At 31.5% G+C, this 24,737-nt stretch carries 20 protein-coding genes; 12 read left to right on the top strand and 8 right to left on the bottom strand.

Going from position 1 to position 24,737, the window contains the following annotated elements:
- Positions 1–151: 151 nt before the first annotated feature.
- From GYM73_RS05170 to GYM73_RS05155, 4 genes are all read right to left on the bottom strand, one after another.
- Entirely contained in the window at positions 152–1,330 is a 1,179-nt protein-coding gene (locus tag GYM73_RS05170) for a carcinine hydrolase/isopenicillin-N N-acyltransferase family protein (protein ID WP_220233179.1), read from the bottom strand.
- Between the two features lie 10 nt (positions 1,331–1,340).
- Entirely contained in the window at positions 1,341–2,033 is a 693-nt protein-coding gene (locus GYM73_RS05165; RefSeq protein WP_220233178.1) for a thioredoxin domain-containing protein, read from the bottom strand.
- Between the two features lie 13 nt (positions 2,034–2,046).
- Positions 2,047–4,815 carry a TonB-dependent receptor gene (locus GYM73_RS05160; protein WP_220233177.1) on the bottom strand — a complete coding sequence of 923 codons (2,769 nt, stop codon included), beginning with the start codon at positions 4,813–4,815 and terminating at the stop codon, positions 2,047–2,049.
- Between the two features lie 670 nt (positions 4,816–5,485).
- A complete protein-coding gene (locus tag GYM73_RS05155; protein WP_255570947.1) occupies positions 5,486–6,493 on the bottom strand; it encodes a peptidylprolyl isomerase in 1,008 nt (335 codons plus the stop codon).
- A 740-nt stretch (positions 6,494–7,233) separates the two neighbouring features.
- Between GYM73_RS05155 and pheS the strand changes: the two genes are divergently transcribed.
- From pheS to rplS, 6 genes are all read left to right on the top strand, one after another.
- On the top strand, positions 7,234–8,250 hold the full coding sequence (gene pheS / locus GYM73_RS05150; RefSeq protein WP_220233175.1) for a phenylalanine--tRNA ligase subunit alpha: 1,017 nt from the start codon (positions 7,234–7,236) through the stop codon (positions 8,248–8,250).
- A gap of 136 nt (positions 8,251–8,386) precedes the next feature.
- Positions 8,387–10,123 (top strand): thiamine pyrophosphate-dependent enzyme, encoded by a 1,737-nt coding sequence (locus GYM73_RS05145; RefSeq protein ID WP_160566283.1) that lies wholly within the window; start codon positions 8,387–8,389, stop codon positions 10,121–10,123.
- A 109-nt stretch (positions 10,124–10,232) separates the two neighbouring features.
- The gene (aroC, locus tag GYM73_RS05140; protein ID WP_220233174.1) at positions 10,233–11,294 is read left to right on the top strand and encodes a chorismate synthase; all 1,062 of its coding nucleotides are present in this window, start codon (positions 10,233–10,235) and stop codon (positions 11,292–11,294) included.
- 232 nt (positions 11,295–11,526) lie between these two features.
- Complete coding sequence (locus tag GYM73_RS05135; protein WP_220233173.1) at positions 11,527–12,129, top strand: thioredoxin family protein; 603 nt, start codon at positions 11,527–11,529, stop codon at positions 12,127–12,129.
- 235 nt (positions 12,130–12,364) lie between these two features.
- Complete coding sequence (ychF, locus tag GYM73_RS05130; protein WP_160543242.1) at positions 12,365–13,456, top strand: redox-regulated ATPase YchF; 1,092 nt, start codon at positions 12,365–12,367, stop codon at positions 13,454–13,456.
- A 271-nt stretch (positions 13,457–13,727) separates the two neighbouring features.
- A complete protein-coding gene (gene rplS / locus GYM73_RS05125; protein WP_105297718.1) occupies positions 13,728–14,081 on the top strand; it encodes a 50S ribosomal protein L19 in 354 nt (117 codons plus the stop codon).
- An 84-nt stretch (positions 14,082–14,165) separates the two neighbouring features.
- Here rplS and GYM73_RS05120 read toward each other — a convergent pair whose 3' ends face one another.
- The gene (locus GYM73_RS05120) at positions 14,166–14,675 is read right to left on the bottom strand and encodes a helix-turn-helix domain-containing protein (RefSeq protein WP_220233172.1); all 510 of its coding nucleotides are present in this window, start codon (positions 14,673–14,675) and stop codon (positions 14,166–14,168) included.
- Between the two features lie 311 nt (positions 14,676–14,986).
- Here GYM73_RS05120 and GYM73_RS05115 point away from each other — a divergent pair, with 311 nt between their 5' ends.
- The 4 genes from GYM73_RS05115 to GYM73_RS05100 all read left to right on the top strand — a co-directional run bounded on the left by GYM73_RS05115 (position 14,987) and on the right by GYM73_RS05100 (position 18,852).
- Complete coding sequence (locus GYM73_RS05115; protein WP_220233171.1) at positions 14,987–16,168, top strand: M14 family zinc carboxypeptidase; 1,182 nt, start codon at positions 14,987–14,989, stop codon at positions 16,166–16,168.
- Between the two features lie 198 nt (positions 16,169–16,366).
- Positions 16,367–17,323, top strand: coding sequence for a thioredoxin-disulfide reductase (gene trxB, locus GYM73_RS05110; RefSeq protein WP_160543245.1), 957 nt, complete (start codon positions 16,367–16,369; stop codon positions 17,321–17,323).
- Positions 17,324–17,347: 24 nt separating this feature from the next.
- Positions 17,348–17,962, top strand: a complete 615-nt coding sequence (gene recR / locus GYM73_RS05105; RefSeq protein WP_220233170.1) for a recombination mediator RecR — start codon at positions 17,348–17,350, stop codon at positions 17,960–17,962.
- Between the two features lie 26 nt (positions 17,963–17,988).
- A complete protein-coding gene (locus tag GYM73_RS05100; RefSeq protein ID WP_160566269.1) occupies positions 17,989–18,852 on the top strand; it encodes a glycosyltransferase family 2 protein in 864 nt (287 codons plus the stop codon).
- 75 nt (positions 18,853–18,927) lie between these two features.
- On the opposite strand, the gene GYM73_RS05095 is transcribed toward GYM73_RS05100, so the two are convergent.
- Complete coding sequence (locus tag GYM73_RS05095; RefSeq protein ID WP_220233169.1) at positions 18,928–20,115, bottom strand: MFS transporter; 1,188 nt, start codon at positions 20,113–20,115, stop codon at positions 18,928–18,930.
- A gap of 187 nt (positions 20,116–20,302) precedes the next feature.
- Between GYM73_RS05095 and GYM73_RS05090 the strand changes: the two genes are divergently transcribed.
- The gene (locus GYM73_RS05090; protein ID WP_160543249.1) at positions 20,303–21,037 is read left to right on the top strand and encodes a carbonic anhydrase; all 735 of its coding nucleotides are present in this window, start codon (positions 20,303–20,305) and stop codon (positions 21,035–21,037) included.
- Positions 21,038–21,168: 131 nt separating this feature from the next.
- Positions 21,169–22,503 (top strand): tRNA (N(6)-L-threonylcarbamoyladenosine(37)-C(2))-methylthiotransferase MtaB, encoded by a 1,335-nt coding sequence (gene mtaB / locus GYM73_RS05085; protein ID WP_220233168.1) that lies wholly within the window; start codon positions 21,169–21,171, stop codon positions 22,501–22,503.
- A gap of 78 nt (positions 22,504–22,581) precedes the next feature.
- On the opposite strand, the gene serB is transcribed toward mtaB, so the two are convergent.
- Both serB and folP read right to left on the bottom strand, forming a co-directional pair.
- Positions 22,582–23,814 (bottom strand): phosphoserine phosphatase SerB, encoded by a 1,233-nt coding sequence (gene serB / locus GYM73_RS05080; protein WP_220233167.1) that lies wholly within the window; start codon positions 23,812–23,814, stop codon positions 22,582–22,584.
- Positions 23,815–23,845: 31 nt separating this feature from the next.
- Positions 23,846–24,667, bottom strand: coding sequence for a dihydropteroate synthase (gene folP, locus GYM73_RS05075; protein ID WP_220233166.1), 822 nt, complete (start codon positions 24,665–24,667; stop codon positions 23,846–23,848).
- Between the last annotated feature and the right edge of the window lie 70 nt (positions 24,668–24,737).

Below are 24,737 nucleotides of genomic sequence, written 5' to 3'. Positions count from 1 at the left end.
AATCGAAAAAATATCCTTTATTTATGCTTATAAATCGATTAGATTCCAAAGAATAAAAAATATACACCTGCAGAAACTTTTTCAATGAAATTTTTTAAAATTTAAACAGGTGTAATAAAAAATAATCAGCCGGATTGAAAAAAAGTGATTTTTATCGTGTTAACGGATAATATTTATCATGGATGTATTTATCAATCCAAGAGTAAAAATTAATTAATTCTTTAGTATTAATTTTACCCTCATTTCTCCATTCATTAAGAAGCACGCCCGATTGTTCCAATATTTCATTTTCAATCGATATAAGTTTAGGATAAACCGATACTAAAGTAGGAACATGAATATAATCAGATCCTTCTCCTTTTTGTATGGGAAATAATTTCTTTTTTATTGTTGTGGCCCATTCATCCATTGGTGTCGAATTGTTTGAATCAGCAGTTAAAACTTTGGGAAATATTTGATTGGAATTTAACCATAAAGGAATGCTAACAGAGCCCAGCGAAGAACCTAAAATAGTCCAGGCTGTAGTAAGTAAAGGCGTTTCGTTAGGTTTAACTCCTTGAATAACTACCACGGATGCTGTATAATAACGAGGTATAAAATCTCTGAAAGCTGAAAATTGCTCAGGATATTTGGTCAAGTCAACTTTGGTCAAACCATGAACTAAAGATCTGGAAACATTTTGTAAAAAGTATTTCGGAGTAAGAGAATTAGTAAGAGAAGCCGAATATAACAATTCCTGTGCGCGAAGGAATCTACTATATCCTTTACCATCTTCAGGTTTGCCTGAAAAAGAATAATTCGTACGTATCAGATATCCAAACGGTGCCACATCAGGATTATTAGCGTCGTATTTAACAAATCCCTGATTTCCTGTTTCATAATAAGCAGCACCACCGTGTGCATCAATAACTCCGAAATTGGAACTTAAGCGCAAAGGTTTAGAAAGATTAGAAAGTAAGTTTTCAAAGTCTTCAAGAGTGGAACAAGTTTCCAGTGCAAGTCTCATTATTTCTCCATCTTGTCTTTGATCCTCTTTCAATTCAGGATAATTGAGGTTATAGCTGTCAGAATTCATGATGGCAAATCCGGCACTATTATGTCCGTTCAGTATATTTTTATTTTCTTTATCCTCGGGGTTAGTCATTCCTATAAAAGAATATTTTCCACGATTGGAATAAACCATTCGACTATGTAGGGTGGTCGTATCCCTGTTTTTATATAATAAAGGTCTTCCGTCAGGGGTGGCTTTACCGGATATCACGGCAGTAGTACAGCCGGATCCTATTGCCATTGAAAAAATTAAAATAGTTATAAGAAAATATTCTTTCATAGGTAAGATTTTAATTTATTAATTTTTCAATACTTTGTATAAGATCTTCTTCATCGATCAATCCTACTTTTTCCCATTGCGTTTTTTGGTTTTTATAAGCTATTAATTTTGGAAAACCATCTTTAATATAGGGTTTAGCTAAATTTTTATTTTCATCGCTGTTAATTTTGATAATTTTCACTTTGTTTTTATATTTTTCAGCTAAATTTTTAAACATAGGTTCCATTTTCAAACAAGGTCCGCACCACGGAGCATAAAAATCAATTAAAACTATGCGATCAGAAGAAATCATTTTTTTAAATTCTTCTTTAGATATTTTGTCTTCGGCTTCACCCACCACCGGTAAATTTTCAGTTTTCCAAGCATTGATTCCCCCTTTAAGGTCGTATAGATGAGTAAACCCTAAGTTTTTTAGAGAGTCAACCGTTGAAGCGGAACGTTTTCCTGATCTACAATAGATCATGTATGTTTTAGAAGGATCCAACTTACGAATTTTATCACTAAAAGAAGCATTTCTGTAATCTAAGTCGATAGCATTTTTGATATGTCCGGTTTCAAATTCTTCAGGTGTGCGGACATCTATCAATATACTATTTGAATTTTTTAATTTTTGTAAAAAATCTTTGGGCTCTAAAACCGAATTCACTTGTGCGGATATATACCATCCGAAAAGTAAGTTAATGGTTAAAATAATTTTTTTCATGGTTTTATTATAATTATAGATTAAAATTTAATCGAGTAAAAATATAACGACCATTAAAACCAAATTGACTGACATATCGAGAATAAACGAATTGTCCTTGATTACTATTGGCTTTTTTGGCTACTTTTTCGGGATAGCAATTAAACAAATTATTTGCTCCTACGGTAAGTTTTAAAACATCAGTTAATTTATAGGCTATAGAAGCATCCGTAATCCATCTTGGATTATAGTATTGTTGATTTGAAAGTATATTAGAAGGTTCCGTTACGCCTCCAAAATAATTATTTCGTAAAAATAAGTTCCATTTTTGGATAGCATAAGTAAGTGAGATGTTAAATTTCTGGTTAGGAATTACATTTTCTAAATATACTTTACTGGAGTTGCTGAAATATATATCTTTTTTATCTTTTAATAAACGGGAAGTATGAATCGAACCCACTTGTTGAGTATAGGAGATCGTTCCGGCTAAATCTATAAACAGCTTTCCATTTCCTAAAAGAGTATTATAGGAAAGTACAGCATCTATACCTTTAGTTTCCGTGTCAACAGCATTGGCAAAAAATCGAGCTTTTTGAGCTCCTGCTTGTTGCAATATTTGATAGATTTCTTTTTCTGAAGAGGAGCCGTTGGGATCTCCGCTAAACAAATCGGTATATACAATTTTATCATTAATTCGAGTAAAATAACCGTCAAGGCTGAAATGGAATCTTCCAACCTTAGCCGAAAGTCCCGCACTCAAACTCCTGGATTTTTCCGGTTTGAGTTTGGGTATACCCAGAAGTTGAGCTACTTTACTGTCATTCGTAAAAGTTCCTACCTCATACATATTTCCGTTGACATATGAAGTCCCCGTACTGGAATAGTAACGTTGTTGTAAGGAAGGAGCACGAAATCCGGTGCTTCCCGAACCTCTTAAATTAAAAGAATTGGAAATTTTGTAACGAAGAGCTATTTTACCGTTAACGGTCGATCCGAAATCATTGTAATATTCATATCTTCCGGCCAAGTCCACCAGGAAAGATTGGTTGAAATTGATTTCAACATCTGTATAAGCGGCGAGAGAGTTTCTTTGAGAGTCCGTTGCATTTTGCGGAGAAAATCCTGCATTTCCTTGTGCTCCGCCCGGTATCGGTGTTTTACCGTCCGGTCCAAACTTCATAGGTATAGTACCATTAATATCGGGTACGAGGGAAATACTGCCATCGGGATTGACTATTTCTCTGCCCATAGCATAATTGGCATAAGAAGCTTCTTCACCGGCAATAATTTGGTATCTTTCATATCTGTATTCACCTCCCCATGCTATTCCTACGTCGGAAAGCCAATTAAATTTTTTTGACATATCTACATTGACCACGTTTTGTGTAAATTGTAGTTTTCCCCCACGGAAGGAGGTTGGAGACTGTTCGCCTAAAGAAGCATTTAACGTGTTTTTCGCTTTATTAGTAAATGTATTTTGTCCGAAAGTATTGCTTACTTCCATTTTCCATCCTATGAACATTCCTTTTACCCCGAGAGTGGCAGATCTGTCATAAATGCTAACTTCTGCTTGGGGTCTAAAACCTAAGGGGTATATGGATGGTACATTATTTTCAGAATTTGGATATCTGTAAAATTGAGAAGCAGTGCTGTTTCTATATCCGAAAATTCCAAAAGAATATACTTCCGTTTGAGTATTTAAGGGTAAAGAGGCATTATAAGCAACTTGCCCATTTAATGCCTTAGATTGGCCGATAATTAAACTATAATCGCGACGATTGGTATGTGTAGTTTCTAAAAATTCATCGGTTTTATCTACAGGAGCACCCGAAGTATACTCTTTATAAATACTACCTTGATACATTCCGCCTCTGTTTGTCGGGTTTCTTCGGTCGAATGTTGCCGAAAAGTTGATATATCCTCCTTTTTCACTCAATGGAATACCATAATTTAAACCCACCTGTACAGCTTCTCCGTCTTTGGAAGTTTTACCTTGAGCGCTATTTTTACTTATATATTCTCCGCCTGTAATTGTTGCACTAAATTTATTAATGGAAGTTTTTAAGATAATGTTAATTACTCCCGCTACGGCATCACTCCCGTATTGAGCAGCAGCTGCGTCTCTCAATATTTCGATTCGATCAATTGATGAAACGGGAATTGAATTTAAGTCAGTACCGACTGTACCCTTACCAAAAGTTCCGTTGACATTTAATAAAGCAGAATTATATCTACGTTTGCCGTTTACTAAAACTAACACCTGATCCGGAGTTAAACCTCGTAAGGATATGGGATCTGTCATATCCGTTCCGCCACCTAACGATTGAGTGGTAGAGGTAAATGAAGGTGCTACATAATTTAATATTTGATTGACACTAACTTGTGCTCCGTTTTCTGCTATTTTTTTAACATCAATAATGTCCACAGGAGTGGGGGATTCCAATAAAGTTCTAGGTTTAGAGCGTGTACCCGTTACTACAACATTCTCAATCGTAAATGTTTTTATGGTAAAATCTACAATTTTTTGTTTTTCATTATTGATAGGTATTATTTCCGAAATTTCATCGTGATCGGGCGTGGTAATAATAAATTTATATTTACCATTCGGAAGGGTGATTTCATACCTTCCATGAGCATCGGTTGATGTTTCCATACCTATTTCTTCCACATTAATTTGTGCTCCTTTTATTTTTTCTTTTTTATCATTTTGTACCGTTCCTTTAACAAGGGTTTGCGCAGATAGAAACGAATAAAAGATACTAATAACCGCTACCAAAGTCTTACTAGTTAATTTTTTTTTCATGAAAAATTAAAATAATTACTACACTAAAAATATTTCCTACTTAACAGGTAGGAATAATGTCAAATGTAAAAAATTTATTTTATATTATTATACCTTTATAATTAAAATTTTATATTATTTTATCATTATTGATATATATAACTGATAATCAGTATAATAAAATTATTTAGAAATACTATTATTTATTTAAATAATTTAATTTTAAATATTTGTAAAAAATATAATTATAGTGTGTATTTATGGTAATAATAACTATTTAAATAATTTTATTCTTTTATTTAAACATGATATCCTTCCTGAAAAAAATGAGTATAATAAAGGAGTTGAAAATTTTATATTCTTTTTTTTATATCTGATGATACGAAATTTTTAAAGTAAACGAATGTTTATGGTTTCGCATTATAAATAATTTGAGAGAGTAATAAAAGTATCTGATTTATGAAATCTGTGGTAACGATTTTTTATATACTATTTTTTTAATTATTTAAAGGTAATGGTTGTAATACTTAGAAAGAAATATTTAATCCTTACCAGGTTTCAATAACTAAAGGAAGAATTTTTTAGAATCAAATTTAGTGTATACTTAAAAATTAAGAAAAAAAAGAATACTCAATTTAAATAAAAAATCCGGTTACTATCTAACCGGATTGATTTATAAAATAAGATTTTTTTATTTAGCTTTCACAAGTTCAACTTTGAAAATAAGCCAAGCATTCGGAGGAATAACTCCACCACCGGCACCTTGAGCTCCATAACCTAAAGAAGGTGGAATTAAAAAAGTAGCTTTATCACCTTCATTTAATAATGAAATACCTTCTTCCCAACCTTTAATTACCATTCCTTTGCCCAAAGGAAATTCAATAGGTTCATTTCTTGCAAAAGAAGAATCAAATACACTTCCATTAGCTAAAGATCCTTCATAATGTACGGAAACAGTATCACCCGATTTTGCTTTTGCTCCTGAGCCTTTTTCATTAATTTTATAAAATAATCCACTAGGCGTTTCAGTCATATCGGCTTTTAATTCATCCAATTTGGCTGCAATCTGTTTTTGTTTTTCCTCAAGATATTTTTTATTTCTTTCGGAAATTAAATCTTTATTATCTCTAAAAAATTGTGCAGCATCATAATTTTTATACTCGTCCCCTTTGGTAATTATAGAAACTTTTTCCATAATTACAGGATCAATCGGTTTATCTTGAGCTCCGGTTTTAACACTTGCAATGATATTAACGGTTTCTAAACCTTTAATAACTTCTCCGAAAATAGTATGTCGTCCATCCAACCACGGGGTTGGGACTTCTGTTATAAAAAACTGGCTTCCGTTGGTATTAGGGCCGGAATTAGCCATTGATAAAATTCCTGTTCCGGTATGTTTTAAATCATTTTTCTCATCTTCAAATCTGTATCCCGGGCCTCCCATTCCTGTTCCCTGAGGATCTCCGGTTTGAATCATAAAATCTTTAATGACTCTGTGAAATATAATTCCGTCATAGAAGGGTTCTCCCGGTTTTTTGGCATCATTAGGAATTTTACCTTCTGCCAATCCTATAAAGTTAGCGACAGTTACCGGAGATTCATGATCAAAAAATTTAACCAACATATCTCCTTTATTGGTTTTAATATTTGCATATAAACCGCTTTGCAGCCCGTCATACGTTTGTTTGTCTATTTCCAATGTTTTACAATTTATAAAGGTTAGTATTAATAAACAATATAGTACGATTTTATGTATCTTACGTATACTGTTATTTAGAAAATTCAAATTTACTAAATTAATTAGTATCTTATGTTTTAAAGTTGATAGGAACGGAAATTCTTCAGCCATATGTATGAATTCAATACATTATTTATTTATATGAACGGCTATATTATCAAATTTTATTTTATACGATATTTTTTTTCGATCAATTAAACACATAAAGTAATTGAAAAACAATATAGATAAGTTAAATTTCTATGTAGTCATTGACTGTAAAAAAACAAATTGTTTAGAAAAATAAACATTTTGCTATATGAAAATAGAAATATAATAATATAAAATTACTTTATTGTCATAAATTTATAGTAATATTGATATAATTGATATTTTAATTAAATAATTTTTAAAAATTAAAAATAATAAAATAGGATAAAACCAGATAAATGGTATGGTGTTTGTTTATTGGTACAATGATTACAAACACACTAAAATAGTTTATATTAAAAAAGGCATTATTTTAATGTTTATTTAGTTTTTATTTCTTTAAAAACCTTGGCCTCTGTAAAAGGAGGCTTTTTTATTGAATTTACTTTCTGTTTAATTGATCTAAAATTATTTATGATATCTTTTATTTAAATTAATAATAGTATTTTTGTTTTATTATTTTTGCAAGAAGATAAAAATCTTTATAAAATAGAAAATATTAAAGATAACTAATGATTAATACTATCAAAAAATATTTAGAAGAAGTAGAATCTTTTACTTCTCAAAAAACTGAGGATGTTGAACAGTTTAGAATCAAGTATTTAGGTAAAAAAGGAATTTTGAACGATCTGTTTCAAAAATTTAAAGAAGTACCTAATGAAAATAAAAAAGAATTTGGACAATTGATCAATAACTTAAAACAGTCGGTTGCTCAAAAAATAAATACGTTAAAAGAGAATGTCGGCGAGTCTACAAATGCCGGTTTGCAAGAAGATTTAACCCGTCCGGGACTAGCCTTGAATTTAGGCAGTAGACATCCCATTAATATTGTTAAGCATAAAATCATAAACATATTTAAAAAAATAGGTTTTTCAGTAGCTGATGGCCCTGAAATTGAAGATGATTGGCATAATTTCACCGCCTTAAATATGTCTGAGTATCACCCTGCAAGGGATATGCAAGATACTTTTTTCATAGAGAAAAATCCGGATAGAGTATTGAGAACTCACACTTCTTCTGTACAAATACGATATATGGAGCAAAATGAACCTCCCATTCGTATATTGTCTCCCGGACGAGTTTACAGGAATGAAGATATATCGTCTCGATCTCATTGCATGTTCCACCAAATAGAGGGATTATATATTGATACGGACGTATCCTTTGCAGATTTAAAACAAACCTTACAATATTTTACTTCAGAATTGTTCGGTAAATCCGAAATTCGAATGAGACCTTCATATTTTCCCTTTACAGAACCCAGTGCAGAAGTAGATGTATATTGGGGATTGGAGACAGAAACCGATTATCGCATCACTAAAGGAACGGGTTGGTTGGAAATTCTAGGATGCGGAATGGTTGATCCCAATGTTCTAAAAAATGTTAATATAAATCCTGAAAAATACAGTGGTTTTGCCTTTGGTATGGGTATCGAAAGAATTGTCATGCTGATGTACCAAATTGGCGACATTCGAATGTTTACTGAAAATGATATACGAATGCTACAGCAATTTAAATATGAATTTTAAATTAAGCTAAATTTATAACTATTTGTAGATGTATCATATAAATAATAATTTTTAAATTTATTAATAAAGTATATTTACCTGGAACAAATTTTGAGCATTCAGTATCTAAATATACTTTATAAATTTAAAAATTATTATGGAAAAAAAAGTAGCAGATCAATTAGTTGAAATACTAGTTGATGCCGGTATAAAAAGGATTTATGCTGTAACAGGCGATAGTTTAAATGAGCTTAACAGGGCCATTAAAAAAAACGGAAAAATACAATGGATCCATGTTAGGAATGAAGAAGCCGGAGCCTTTGCTGCCGCAGCCGAAGCTGAATTGGAAGGCATTGCTTGTTGTGCCGGTAGTTCCGGACCCGGGCATGTACATTTAATTAATGGATTGTATGAAGCAAACAGGGCAAATGTACCTGTTATCGCTATTGCCTCCACGTGTGGAACAAGAGAATTTGGTACAGATTATTTTCAAGAAACTAATATAACCAAACTATTTGATGATTGCAGTGTATACAACCAAATTGCAACATTACCGGAACAAGCCCCTAGAATGTTACAAAGAGCAATTCAAAATGCTATATCTAAAAAAGGCGTAGCCGTTTTCGGGTTACCCGGTGATTTAGAATCAAAACCGGCGGAAGATATTTTGAGTTCTTTAAAAGTTTATCAAAACGAACCTATTTTAAGACCATCCGATAAAGAACTACAAGAGTTGGCAGATGTTCTTAATGAACATGATAAAGTTACCATTTATTGCGGTATCGGTGCTTCGAAAGCTCACAAAGACTTGGTAAAACTTGCAGGTAAATTGAAAGCTCCTGTAGGGTATTCTTTTAGAGGTAAAATGGGTATACAATATGATAATCCTTATGAAGTGGGCATGACCGGATTATTAGGGTTGCCTTCAGCATTCCAAAGTATGCACGAAGCGGATGTAGTACTACTTTTGGGTACAGATTTTCCGTATGCGAATTTTATGCCTTCCAATAAAAAAATAATTCAGATTGACGAAAGGGCAGACCGTTTAGGCAGAAGAGCTAAAGTAGATATGGGATTGTGCGGAAAAATTGAAGATACTTTATCTGTATTATTGCCTTTGATTGAAGAAAAACAAGATGATTCTTTTCTTAAAAAACAGCTGAAAAAATACGATAAAGTTAAAGAAGATTTAGATGTATATGTTAAAGATCCAGGAAAAGAAAATTTAATTCATCCCGAATATGTAGCCTCAGTTATCAATAATCTAGCAGCTAAAGATGCCATATTTACCGTAGATACCGGTATGTGCTGTGTATGGGGGGCGCGGTATATTCATGCCACTGGAGAAAGAAAAATGTTAGGTTCTTTCAGTCACGGTACGATGGCCAATGCCATGCCGATGTCCATAGGAGCATCGTTATCTCATCCTGACAGACAAATTATAGCTTTTTGCGGAGATGGTGGTATTTCAATGCTTTTAGGGGATTTAGCCACTATATATCAATATAAATTGCCTGTCAAATTATTTGTGTTTAATAATCGATCATTAGGAATGGTAAAACTTGAAATGGAAGTGGATGGTATCCCTGACAATGAAACCGATATGGTAAATCCTGATTTTGCCATGATAGCAATGGCTATGGGCTTTAAAGGAATAAATGTCAATAAGCCTGAAGAGGTTGAAGGAGCTGTAAAAGAAGCATTTTCAACAGAAGGTCCGGTTTTAGTTAATGTAATGACCGATCCCAATTCACTTGCTTTACCGCCTAAAATTGAATGGAGCCAAATTAAAGGTATGACAACTTCCATGACTAAAATGATGCTTGGAGGAAATATTAAAGAAGTGGTTGACACAATTCAAAGCAATATCAAACATATAAAATCCTTAATTTAAAGGATAAGCAACCGAATATCTTAATGAAACAGAAAATCTAATTTAGATTTTCTGTTTTTATAGTTAACGCTAGGTTTACATTTACTTTATTTCTTACATTTGTAAGCATATGTTCAACGAATTCGGTAAATTTATTAAGCTTACTACCTTTGGTGAAAGTCATGGACCGGCACTGGGAGGCGTAATTGATGGTTTTCCGGCTGGATTATCCGTTAATTTTGATGAAATACAAAAAGAATTGGATCGCAGAAAACCCGGACAATCGAAAATTGTAACTCAACGAAAAGAAGACGATAAGGTAGAATTTCTTTCCGGCATTTTTGAAGGAAAAACTACAGGACAAGCTATTGGATTTGTTATTAAAAATACCAATCAAAAATCCAATGATTACGATCATAATACCGGTATTTTCAGACCTTCACATGCAGACTTCACTTATTTTCAAAAATATGGAATCAGAGACCATCGGGGCGGAGGAAGAACCTCAGCAAGGGAAACAGCTAACTGGATTGTTGCCGGAGCTTTAGCTAAACAATTACTATCCTCAATATCTATCCATGCATTTGTTTCTTCAGTAGGGGAAATTACTTTGAAAAAGAATATCCATGAACTGGATTTAAGCCAAACGGAATCTAATATAATCCGATGTCCTGATTGGGAAACTGCTGAACAAATGATTCAGAAAATAGCTGAAATTAAAAAGGATGGAGATACTATTGGCGGAGTCATAACCTGTATGATTAAAAATGTTCCAAGGGGTTTAGGCGAACCGATTTTTGATAAATTATCTGCCAGATTGGCTCAAGGAATGATGAGTATAAATGCAGCTAAAGGTTTTGAAATTGGCAGCGGCTTTGCAGGTACTCGATTAAAAGGTTCTGAACATAATGATATTTTTACTCAAGGAGGAAAAACACTGACGAATAATTCGGGAGGTATACAAGGGGGAATATCCAACGGTATGGATATTGTTTTTAAAGTTGCCTTTAAGCCGGTTGCTACCATTATGAAAGAGCAACAAACGATAGATGAAAACGGAAATGTATGTTCAATTAAAGGGAAGGGAAGACATGATCCTTGTGTGGTTCCTAGAGCGGTTCCTATTGTAGAAGCTATTGCAGCTTTTATTTTGGCTGACTTTTGGTTGATGAATAAAGTTAGAAAAATTTAATTTTTTATCTTTAAAATAAACCTTTACATACAATTGGCAATAACTATCCTTTACCGGTCAAAAATACTATTTGAAGATATCTTTCGTTTAACTAACCAAGAATATACATAACTATATTTTCGATTTATCGGTTAAATAAAGAACATATAAAATTATGTATTTGAAAACATGTAATTTTTATAATTAATAAAGATTACCAAACTATATATTGGTAACAGCTAATAAATATACGATGGATTCAATAAAATTAGAAAACTATTGGGACAAAGGGGTGTCTTACAATGAATATAAAGATATTATAGAGATTCAAGCAAAAGAAGGTTTACTTTCTAAAAATGAAGATATTAAAAAACTTGCTGAATACACACGTTTAAATTTGAGCCGAATCCATAGGAATGATAAAACGCTCGTATTGGATGAATCAGTGAGTTCGGGCTTGAAGAAAATTAGTCGTAAAATTCATATATTAGTCATATCCGAAGGATGGTGTGGAGATGCAGCGCAAATAGTGCCGGTAGTCAATAAAATTTGCGAATCATCCGAGAGGCTGGACATGAAAATTTTTTTTAGAGATCAAGATGAATTATTGATTAATCAATATCTAACTAATGGAGGAAAGGCAATTCCCATTGTAATTTTTATTGATGCGGAAACTTCCGCAGAAATTGCTCATTGGGGGCCTAGACCTAAACCTTGTGCTCCTTTCCTAAAAAAATATAAAACAGATCCTGAAAACTATACCCATGACGATTTTGCAAAGGATATTCAAGGATTCTATAACAAGGATAAAGGACGTACCATTTCAGAAGAATTGTTGGAAAAGATTTTACAGTAAAAATGTTTAATTTTTTCGAAAATCTATAGTATTCTTTACATAAGTTATTACAAATCTTTATTTTTTTAATTTGGCAAAAGATCTTATCTAATTCTATCCTTTGTATATAATAAAATACTCATTGCATCAATGTTTTAGTGGGATACTAGTTTTTTCGTATACACATATTTTGATTTAAAGAGCCAGTTCTTAGGCTAAATTATAATTTTATATATTTGTCACAAATTTTTCGAGTATGAAATGTGGAATTGTTGGTCTACCCAATGTAGGGAAATCTACTTTATTTAATTGTTTATCTAATGCAAAAGCACAATCGGCTAATTATCCGTTCTGTACCATCGAACCGAATGTAGGTACAGTTTCTGTGCCTGATTTAAGGTTAAATAAACTTGAAGAATTAGTAGTGCCGGAAAGGGTAGTGCCTGCCGTAGTGGAAATAGTAGATATTGCCGGTTTAGTTAAAGGAGCCAGTAAAGGAGAAGGTTTGGGAAATCAATTTTTAGCTAATATCAGAGAAACCCATGCAATAATCCATGTGTTGCGTTGTTTTCAAAATGATAATATTACCCATGTTGAAGGAACTATAGATCCGGTTAGAGATAAAGAAATTATTGATATTGAGCTGCAACTTAAAGATTTGGAAACCATTGAAAAAAAATTGGATAAATCCAAAAGAGCGGCTAAAGCAGGAAATAAAGAAGAGCAGCAAATTGTGTCTGTGTTGGAAAAGTTGAGAGCTTTTATTGAAGAAGGTAAAAATGCACGAGAATTCGAAACAGATTCTATTTCAGAGCCGATTATTGCAGAATTACAACTCTTGACCTTTAAACCTATTATGTATGTGTGTAATGTAGATGAAAAATCAGCAAAAGAGGGCAATGAATTTGTTGAAAAGGTAAAAGAAAAGGTAAAAAACGAAAAGGCGGAAGTGATCGTATTAGCGGCTCAAATTGAGGCAGACATTTCTGAATTGGAAACCTATGAAGAGCGTAAAATATTTTTAGAAGAATTAAATTTAGAAGAACCGGGGGTAAATCGCTTGATTCGCCAAGCATACAAACTCTTAAATTTACAAACTTATTTTACTGCCGGAGTTAAAGAAGTTAGAGCTTGGACAATTGAAAAAGGATGGACAGCTCCTCAAGCTGCCGGAGTAATACATTCTGATTTTGAAAAAGGATTTATTAGAGCTGAAGTTATTTCCTATCAAGATTTTGTAACTTACGGATCGGAAGCTAAGGTTAAAGAAGCCGGAAAATTATCGGTTGAAGGTAAAGAATATATCGTTAACGATGGAGATATTATTCATTTCCGATTTAATGTTTAAGCTATTTTAATGTCAATCGTTTAGTTTTAAACTATATTTTTAAAACACGTCTCCTTTATTTAGCATAGATTATAAATAAAGAACTCATTTTTGAATACATTATAAAATTATTCAGCTATTTGTTATAAAACTTTTTAGTATTCAAAAGAATTTTAAATTTACGTATAGTATTTGTACAATTAAATAAGAATTATTAATTTTGCACCCAATTGATTAACCTCTGACGAAAGACGTGAATGTTATTCAATTTTATAACTGTTATATTTTTTAAATGGAACCATTAATTAAGTACGTACAGGATAAGTACATCGCAAAAAAAGAATTTCCAAAATTTGGAGCCGGGGATACCCTAACTGTTTATTACGAAATTAAAGAAGGTAATAAAACAAGAACCCAGTATTTTAAAGGGGTAGTTATTCAGGTTAAAGGAACCGGAGCAACCAAAACATTCACTATCAGAAAAATGAGCGGTGATGTAGGGGTTGAAAGAGTTTTTCCTATTAATATGCCAGCGCTTCAAAATATTGAAGTTAACAGAAGAGGAAAAGTACGTAGAGCAAGAATTTACTATTTTAGAGACCTACGCGGTAAAAAAGCAAGAATTAAAGATGCTAGAGTTAAATAATATTACTTTTAGCATTTATTTTAAAATAAAAGAGGAAAATTTAAATTTTCCTCTTTTTTTTGGTTTTTACTTTCCTTTTAAAAATTAATTTTCGAATACTTCAAACGTATGATCTTCGTATATAATTAAGATTTTTTCTATTTTTTTCTTGTTATTTTTCGTTTTCTGCAGGATTGAATTTTTAATTATTTGATCTTCTGTCTGAGAATTTTCTTTTACGCGATTCTCAGGCGCTTGAATAGTATTATCATTATTAGAGTGTGAAGAATCTTTTTGTTTTTGATCCATTTCATCTAAAGAAAAGAGTGTAGGGGATGGTTGTTCCTGAACCGTTTTATTTTCTAAATCTAAACTTTCCTTTTTATTATTTTCCAATTGAGTTTTCAAAGGTTTTCCTTTTCCTAAAATAAGCCATTCAGAATTTATTTCAGGAAAAACAGATAGAGTTCTTTCTAAAAAATCTAACGAAGGTTTATTTCGAGCAGAAGTGATATGCGAAATGCTCGATCGTTGGACATTTATCTTATCTGCAAATTCTCCTGATGTTAAACCTAATATTTCTATGAGTGTAGCTATTCTTTTATCAATTTCCATGATTTACAAATGTTAACTATTTACATATGTGAAATAGAATAATAAATACAAAGTTACTAAAAATACCATTGATTCTGTCAAAAAATAACTTAAAGTTAACTTTAATAAAAACATTAAATAAATATATATAAAATAATGGTAAATAAATAATTAAATATTTTTTAATAAGAAATTAAATAAAATAACTCATAATTATATGACACAATATTAGAACGGATAAATTATGGAAGAAGATGTTTTTACAAATGTGAATTACAAATGTAAATCAAGAAAACTGTGTATAATTGAATATCTTTGTAAAAAATATAATTATGTCTGCAGAGTTTAAAATCTTTGATTTAAATGAAAATTTAAGTATCGAAGAAAATTTTAAAAATAGATATGTAAACCCTTCGGAGCTTTCCGATTTTTTAATAAAAAATTATAAAAGCTTACTTACAGAAATTGGAAGATCGGAACTTAATAAACCTATATATAAATTGACCTTAGGAAAAGGACCTAAAAATATATTACTATGGACCCAAATGCACGGGAACGAAACAACGGGAACCTTAAGTTGTCTAGATTTGCTTAAATTTTTTGAAAATGAAAATAATTGCTCACACGAAATTCTCAGCAAGTTTACCCTCGATATTATTTTCATGTTAAATCCGGATGGAGCTGAAATTTGGACACGAAGAAATCGTTTAGGAATTGATATTAATCGGGATTTTTTAACCGCTTCATCAATTGAAATGCAAGTATTAAAAAAAACTGCAAGTGAAAAAAAATATGATTTAGCGTTTAATCTACACGATCAAAGAACTATATTCGGTGTAGAAGGAAAAAAAGAACCGGCCACCCTAGCTTTTTTATCGCCATCGGAATCGGTTGATAGAAAGGTGACTGAAACCCGAAAAAAATCGATGGGATTAATAGCTGATATATATAAAGAAATTTCAAAACTTATACCTAATAAGATATCAAGGTTTACCGATGAATTTTATCCAAGATCAGTCGGTGATAATTTTCAAAAATTAGGAATTCCTACTATACTGTTTGAAGGCGGGCATTTTCCCAAAGATTATTATCGTCAAAAAACCCGACGATATTTTACATTATCGTTGATTACTGCTCTATATTATGCCTCTTTTAAGGATGAATGGCAAAAGGGGTATGAATTATATAATGAAATACCTAATAATTCTTTATCATTTATTGATATTATATATAGAAATGTACGCATACGTGAAGATAAAAAAGAAACAGTTGATATTGGTATACAATATGTAGAAAAGATTACTAAGGGAGAAAATGAACTTTCATTTATTGCCAAAATAGAAGACATTGGAGACCTTTCATTCATGTATGGACATGAAGAAATTGATGCAGATGGAAGATGTATCGTTTTCGCGGACTCTGCCATACAGTTTCCTAAAATAGGCATCTTGGCTGATTTTAAATTAGATGAGTGGATTATTGTAAATGGAAAAAAATTGGATTCATTTGCTTAATAGTTACTTAACAATATATTCAAACATGATAATTTATTTCTAATATTAGCGGAAAAAATTGCTTAATACTTGAAATAATTCATTTACCGTCCTTTTAGATAGTAAATCATAATAGTATTATATAGAGTTTACATAGGCTTACACACAGTCTCAAAGATAAATTTAGTAACTTTGTCCGGTTAATTATATATGATAAAGATGACAGAAAACACAGATATATTAGAAACTATTATTATAGGTTCCGGCCCTGCAGGATTTACGGCTGCAATTTATGCTGCCAGAGCCGAAATGAATCCGCTTATGATCACCGGTTTAGAATTAGGGGGACAGCTAACGACTACGACCGAAGTTGAAAATTTTCCTGGATATCCCGATGGGATTACCGGTCCTGAAATGATGATTCAGTTACAAAAACAAGCCGAAAAATTCGGCACTCAAGTTATCATCGATACCGTATCAGAGGTTGAATTAGGAAAAAATGTAGGAGACATACATATTGTAAAAACTATATCGGGAAAAGAATTTAAAACTAAGACTATTATTATTTCAACGGGTGCTAGTGCAAAATATTTAGGTAAAGATTTTGAAAAAACGTATAGAGGAGGCGGAGTTTCTGCTTGTGCCACTTGTGACGGATTTTTTTACAGAGGTAAAAATGTGGTAGTTGTAGGAGGCGGAGATACGGCAGCAGAAGAAGCAACGTACTTAGCAAAAATATGTAAGACTGTTTATATGCTTGTACGTAAAGATTATTTAAAAGCTTCTAAAATTATGCAAGAACGAGTAGACCTTACCACTAATATTGTACTTATGTATAATACCGAATTGCAAGATTTAAAAGGCGATAATAATTTGGTTTCTCAAGCAGTGGTTATTGATAATTTAAACAACGAAGAAAAAGTATTGGATGTAGACGGAATATTTATTGCTATCGGACACAAACCCAATACCGAGATATTTAAAGGTAAATTGGAAATGGACGAAACCGGATATTTACATGTTAAGCCATTTAGTACAGAAACAAATATTCCGGGAGTTTTTGCGGCGGGTGATGTTGCCGATAAAAAATACAGACAAGCAATTACTGCCGCAGGAGCAGGTTGTATGGCTGCTTTGGATGCAGAAAAATATGTATCGTCCCTAGATCATCATTAAATTTAAGCAGGTCTTGATAATTGTATGAATTATCCCAGCAAAATATTAGAAAAAGCAGTTGAAGAAATTTCACAACTTCCGGGTATTGGAAGGAGGACGGCCCTACGTTTAGCCTTGCATTTATTGGATATACCTGAAATTCAGGCAGATAATTTATCAAAATCAATTAGTCAGTTAGTACATGAAATAAAGCACTGTAAACTGTGCAACAATCTATCGGATACTGATATCTGTACCATCTGTGCAAATCCGTATCGAAATGAAAAAATTATCTGTGTGGTTGAAGATGTAAGAGATGTAATGGCAATAGAAAGTACCCAACAGTTCAATGGGAAATATCATGTATTGGGGGGAAGAATTTCCCCTATGGAAGGAGTCAGCGCAACCGATTTGTGTATCAATCCGCTAATTGAAAGAGTTAAAGAACAGGGAACAGAGGAAATTATATTTGCATTAAGTGCTACTATAGAAGGAGACACAACCATGTTTTATTTGTATAAAGTATTGAATGATTCTCATATAAAATTCACTGCAATAGCAAGGGGAATAGGAGTCGGTGATGAACTTGAATATACAGATGAGTTAACTTTAATACGTTCCATACAAAACAGAGTACCTTATAAACAAGGAATTAAGTAGTTCTTATAGTAATTAAAAAATAATTAATGAATTTGAAACAACTTTCAATTATTATTGTTAATTATAATGTAAAAGATCTTTTAAAAAATTGCATTCAAAGTTGTTTACATGCAATAAAAACTATTGATGCAGAAATTATTATTGTAGACAATAACTCCAATGACGGTAGCAAAGAATTTATAACGCGAGTATTTCCTCAAGTTAAATGGATTCAAAATTCGGCAAATTTAGGTTTCTCTAAAGCAAATAATATAGGTGTGGCGTATTCAAATGGAAACTATTTACTAATTCTCAATCCCGATACTATTGTTAAGCCGGATGTTTTTGAAAAAATTATACCTTTTGCCGAACATGCAAAAAAATTTGGAGCCTTAGGGGTTCGAATTACCGATGAACACAACCATTATCGTCCGGAATCGAAGAGAAATTATCCGAATCCTAAAAATACATTTGATAAGTTATTCAGCCAATTATTTTTTAGTAAATCAAAAAAATCTAAAGGCTATTATAATACGGAATTGGGTGAATATGATATTGGAAAAGTGGAAATTTTAACAGGATGCTTTTTCTTTACTACCAAAAAAATATATACTGAAGTAGGAGGTTTCGATGAATCTTATTTTATGTATGGTGAAGATATCGATCTAAGTTATACTATTTTAAAAGCCGGTTATCAAAATTATTATTACGGGAAAACTTCCATAATACATTATAAAGGAGCAGCAACTAAAATAGATAAATCGTATTACAAAAATTTCTATAATGCTATGGAAATTTTTGTAAGAAAATATTTTAAAAAGCCTTTTGTAATGTATATTTTCCTATTGTTCGGATTAAAAATAAGATATTATTTAGCTTTATTAATATTTAGCATGCAAAGAAAAAAATAACACAATATTTATAAAACAATGCTCATAAATTTATTTAAATTTATGAGCATTGTTTTTTTTGGAAAACTACTTATTTTAATCTTTAAAAACTTTTAAATTAGAAGAAAGTATAAAAATACAAATTCCAAAAATACCTATTAAAGCAAAGGAAAATCTAAGATTAAGAGCTTCGGATATGTAACCTATTACCGGAGGACCTAATAAAAAACCTATAAATCCTATGCTGGAAACTATAGTCAATGCCATGCCGGTTGGAATTTTAGTTTTCTGTCCTGATAAGCTGTAAATTGTGGGTATTATGCTGGATACTCCTAAACCGATAATCATAAAAGACAAAGTGGTGATAATCAAATTAGGAAAGGCAACAGAAATAAATAAGCCCAATGATATCAGTATTCCACTTAGTTGAACTACACGTTTTCTTCCCCATTTTTGTATGGCATGATCAGCAATAAAACGACCACTTGCCATCATAATCATAAACGAGGTAAAACCCAAAGGAGCCCAATTTTTGGAAGCTTTAACGATTTCTTCAAAATATATTCCACTCCAATCAAACATGGCACCTTCGGAAGCCATACCACAAAAAGCAGTAATTCCCAAGAGAAATAAAAATTTTTCAGGTTTTTGCTTTTCTTTTGTACTTTTTGTTTCTGAATTTTTATCAGAAATATTTTTTGCGTCTATTTGTAGATATTTGAAATTAAATAAAATAAGTATCCCTACTGTAAAAAGAATAAACAAATAATGTTGAAAAGGCGATAGCCCTAAATTTACCATTACTAAACCTATTAAAGAACCGGTAAATCCGGCTATGCTCCAGCCTCCATGAAAAGAAGACATGATGGATTTATTGTATAGATTTTCAACAAGTATTCCTTGAGTATTAACGGAAATATTACAAAAATTACCAAAAAAGCCAAACAAAATTAAAGTAAGAATTAACATTAATTCGGTTTGTGAACATCCGATTAATAATAAACTTAAGGCATAGCAAGGAAGAGAAGCTATCAATATTTTTTTACTTCCCATTTTAGATATTAAAAATCCCGATAGGGTCATCCCTAAAATTTGACCAACCGGCAGCATTAATAAAATAGTTCCCCAGGAAGCATCCCCTAATTTCAAAAAGTTTTTAATATCGGGAATCCTGCTGGCCCAGCTGGAAAAACAGATTCCTTGTGAAAAGTAAAAAGCAAATACCCCCAAACGGATTCTTTTGGGCGATAGATTGTTAGGCTTCGAATCAATAGCGTTAGTCATGAATAAAATTTTGTTTTTTTTGAAAATTAGCTGCAAATTTAATTCGCAAGTTTGTAAAATCATAAAATATTATGTAAAGCTCTTAAATGAGGACATTTTGTTTTAAATTAAACTAATTAACAAAAATTTAACATTTATATTGTTTCATGGTTCTATAATTTTGTGCTAAATTATAATAGATAAAACAATGAAAAAAGTATTTTTATTTTTAAGTATACTTGCTGCAAGTATGAGCTATTCTCAAAATCATCATTGGGGATATGAAGGAGAATCTTCTCCGGAACATTGGGGAGAATTGGAAGAAGGAAAACAATGCGGTACAGGTAAATTTCAATCACCAATTAACATTTCAAAATCTAACTATAAAAAAGATTTATCGCCTATACAATTTAATTACGGATCCGGAGAAATCGAGGATATCGAAGACAATGGGCATTCTCTTCAATTTGATTTTAAATCGGGAAGCACCATTACGTACAACAAAAAAGTTTATACCTTAGTTCAATTCCACGCTCATGAAGAATCTGAACATACCATTGATAGAGTGAGATACCCGTTGGAATTACATTTTGTTCATAAAGCAGAAGATGGTTCAGTATTGGTAATTGGTGTTATGGTAAAAGAGGGCAATTTAAATTCTTATTTTGAAAAACTCGAAATTTTTAAAACATTGAAAGGGTTAGGAAAAATTAATACGGTTATAAAATTCAATCCTGAAAATTTATATCCAAAAGATAAATCCTATTACACTTATTTAGGATCTTTGACTACCCCTCCTTGTGCAGAAAATGTAACTTGGATCGTATTTAAAAATCCAATAACTATGAGCGAAGAAGAAATTGATGAAATAAAATATCATTTACCAAAATCAAATAACAGACCTCTTCAACCTTTAAACGGTAGAAAAATATTTAATAATTAAAAAAATACACTCATAACTTAAATTCCCTGATTATACTTTTAATAATCAGGGAATTTTAATAAAATCATAAAAATTATTTAATACTAATTATATTAATTTCAGTAAATAAATTAAATACGTAATTTTGCACTATGCTAAACGAAATCAGGAAATCCGTAGCTTTTCATACCATAGGATGTAAATTAAATTTTGCTGAAACTTCTACAATTGCCCGTCAATTAATAGAAGAAGGATTTGTAAAGGTATCTTTTGAAGAAACAGCAGATGTTTATATTATTAACACATGTTCGGTAACCGATAATGCCGATAAAGAGTGTAAAACTATCGTTAAAAGAGCGTTACATTTAAATCCTGATGCTCTGATTTGTATTATTGGATGTTATGCTCAATTAAAACCGCATGAAATCAGTAAGATTGACGGGGTAGATTTAGTTTTGGGTGCAAAAGAAAAGTTTAATATCCACAAGTATATTATGGATCTTAAAAAAGATTCTGAAGTAAAAGTTCATTCTTGTGAGGTTGATCAAGCTGATTTTTTTGTAGGTTCCTATTCAATTGGAGACAGAACACGTGCTTTTTTAAAAGTACAGGATGGTTGTGATTATAAATGTACGTATTGTACTATTCCTTTAGCAAGAGGAATTTCACGTTCTGCTGAGCTTGAAACCATTATTAAACAAGCCGAAGAAATTTCTGAAAAAGGTATTAAAGAAATTGTACTTACTGGCGTGAATATTGGCGATTATGGAAAAGGTGAGTTTGGAAATAAAAAACATCAACATACTTTTTTAGAATTAATACAGAATTTAGATAGGGTAGAAGCTATTGAACGCATACGAATATCTTCAATTGAACCAAATTTACTTAAGGATGAGATTATTGATTATGTTGCTGATTCGAAAATTTTCGTTCCTCATTTCCATATTCCTTTGCAATCCGGCTGCGATGATTTATTGAAGAAAATGAAGAGAAGATATCTGACTCATTTATACGAAGAGAGAATCCATAAGATACATTCTGTAATCAAAGATGCTTGCATAGGAGTTGATGTAATTGTAGGTTTTCCAGGAGAAACGGAAGAAAAATTCTTAGAAACGTATAATTTTTTACAAAATCTGCCGATTAGTTATTTACATGTTTTCACTTACTCGGAGAGGGATAATACAGAAGCTGTTCATATGGAAGACAGGGTACCATATTCTGAGCGCAAGAAAAGGAATAAAATGTTAAAAATCCTTTCTGAAAAAAAACGCCATGCATTTTATGAATCTCAATTAGGCAAAGTTAAAACGGTCCTTTGGGAGCATGAGAACAAAAATGGGATGATGTTTGGATATACTGAAAATTACGTACGCGTTAGTCAGCCTTATAATCCTAAACTTATTAACCAATTAGAAGAAGTTTATCTGGAAAAACTTGATTCTTTTGGAAATGTGCTGGTAAAATCTACCATTGCAGCTTACTAAGCTAAGAAATTTAATCTAAGTATTAAAATTGTACACATAAACCGTTGGTTTACGTTTATTTAACTTTACAATCAAATGTTAAGAAATAGACGTCATTTCAATATCTTCGGAAGAATCTTTATAACCTAAGAAATATAAAATTCCATCTAATCCGATGGTAGATAACGAATGATTCGCATTTTGTTTGACTGTTGGCTTCGCATGAAATGCAATTCCGAGTCCGGCTATGGATAACATAGGTAAATCATTTGCTCCATCGCCAACCGCAACAGTTTGTTGTATATCTATATTTTCAAAAGTTGAAATTAATTTTAAATATTCGGCTTTCTTTTTGCCATCCACAATATCTCCAATGTAATTACCTGTTAACTTTCCATCAATAATTTCCAATTTATTGGCAAATACATAATCGAATCCAAATTTATCTTTGAGATAGTCTCCGAAATAGGTAAATCCTCCGGATATAATTGCTGTTTTAAATCCACTTTTCTTAAGAATTCCCATTAATCGTTCGAGCCCTTCAGTAATGGGTAAATTTTCTGCTATCTCTTTTAAAACATTTTCATTCAAGCCTTTTAATAACTTTATTCTTCTTTTAAAGCTCTCGGAAAAATCTATTTCTCCGTTCATGGCAGAATCAGTGATGGCTCTAACTTCATTTCCAACCCCTGCTTTTTCTGCAAGTTCATCGATAACTTCAGTTTGAATTAAGGTTGAATCCATATCAAAGCAGATCAAGCGTCTCATTCTTCGGTACCTGTTTTCTTCCTGTAAGGCAATATCAATATTTAAATCAGATGATAAGGATAAGAATTTATTTTGTATTTCTTTTAGGTTAGATAGATTACCTCTTACAGCAAATTCAAAGCAAGTTCGATCAATATTTCGATCTAAAGGTATGCGTTGAGTTAAACGTATAATCCGTTCGATATTAAGTTTAAAATCCAATAAAACTTTAGAAACTTCAGAAATTTGGTTAGCACTGATTTCTTTACCTAAAATATTTATTATATATCTATTTTTACCCTGAACTTTAACCCAATTACTGTATTCTTCTTTGGTTAAGGCTGAAAATCTAACATTAATTTCTAATGAATTGGCTTTAAATAAAATTTCTTTTAAAATATTTCCGGAACTTCCGTTTTCAGACATGAAAATAATAGCTAAGGATAAAGAATGATGTATATTGGCTTGACCAATATCAAGTATTTTTGCATTATATTTTCCTAAGATATGAGTGATTGCTGTTGTTATTCCCGGTTTATCAACTCCTGATATGCTGACTAAAATTATTTCTGATGAATTTTTCATGTGAAAATTAATTTTTTAAATCATTTAATTATTAATTTAACATTTTCCACAGTTTAATCATTTGTTTTGCTTCTTTCACATCATGAACACGCAAAATCTGAGCACCTTTTTCTAAGGCGTACAAATTTAATGCGGACGTACCTATCAATGCATCTTCAGCAGAAGTTTCTAAACATTTATAAATCATACTCTTTCTGGAAATTCCTATATATAAGGGAAGATTAAATATTTTGAATTTATCTATATTTTTCAGCAAATCGTAATTTTGTTGTAAAGTCTTACTGAATCCAAATCCCGGATCTAATAAAATATCATTGACTCCAAATTTTCGTAATTCACTAATTTTTTTAGAAAAGTAATAATTAATATCGGTGATTAGATTTTCATAATCTGTATAATTTCCCATAGTTTGAGGAGTTCCTCTCATATGCATTAAAACATAAGGAACGTTGAGTTTTCCCATAGTTTCAAACATTTTATTATCCAAAGTACCTCCCGAAATATCATTTATCATTCCCACTCCTTCATTGACACTTTCAATGGCAACTTTAGACCAAAAGGTATCGATCGATAATTTCACCCGAGGAAATTCTTTTTTAATAGCTTTAATTACTGGAATTACTATGCTTAGTTCTGTTTCATCAGATAAAAATTCGGAATCCGGACGAGTGGATTGTCCACCAATATCAATGAAATCTGCGCCTTCATCTATTAATTTTTCTGTTTGTTTTAAAGCTTTATCAATAGTGGAATACCTACCACCATCAAAGAAAGAATCCGTAGTAACGTTTAGTATTCCGGCTACTTTTGGTTCATTACAATCGACTAAATCACCATTAATATTAATTGTCATATATCGCATTTGAAGCTGTAAATTTAAAAAAATAAATAAAGTTTAAAGTAAATATAGTTACACAGTTTAA

This window comes from Apibacter sp. ESL0432, assembly GCF_019469225.1.
Classification (GTDB): domain Bacteria; phylum Bacteroidota; class Bacteroidia; order Flavobacteriales; family Weeksellaceae; genus Apibacter.
The sequence above is the reverse complement of the archived record's forward strand: the minus strand, read 5'-3'. Positions and strand labels throughout refer to the sequence as shown.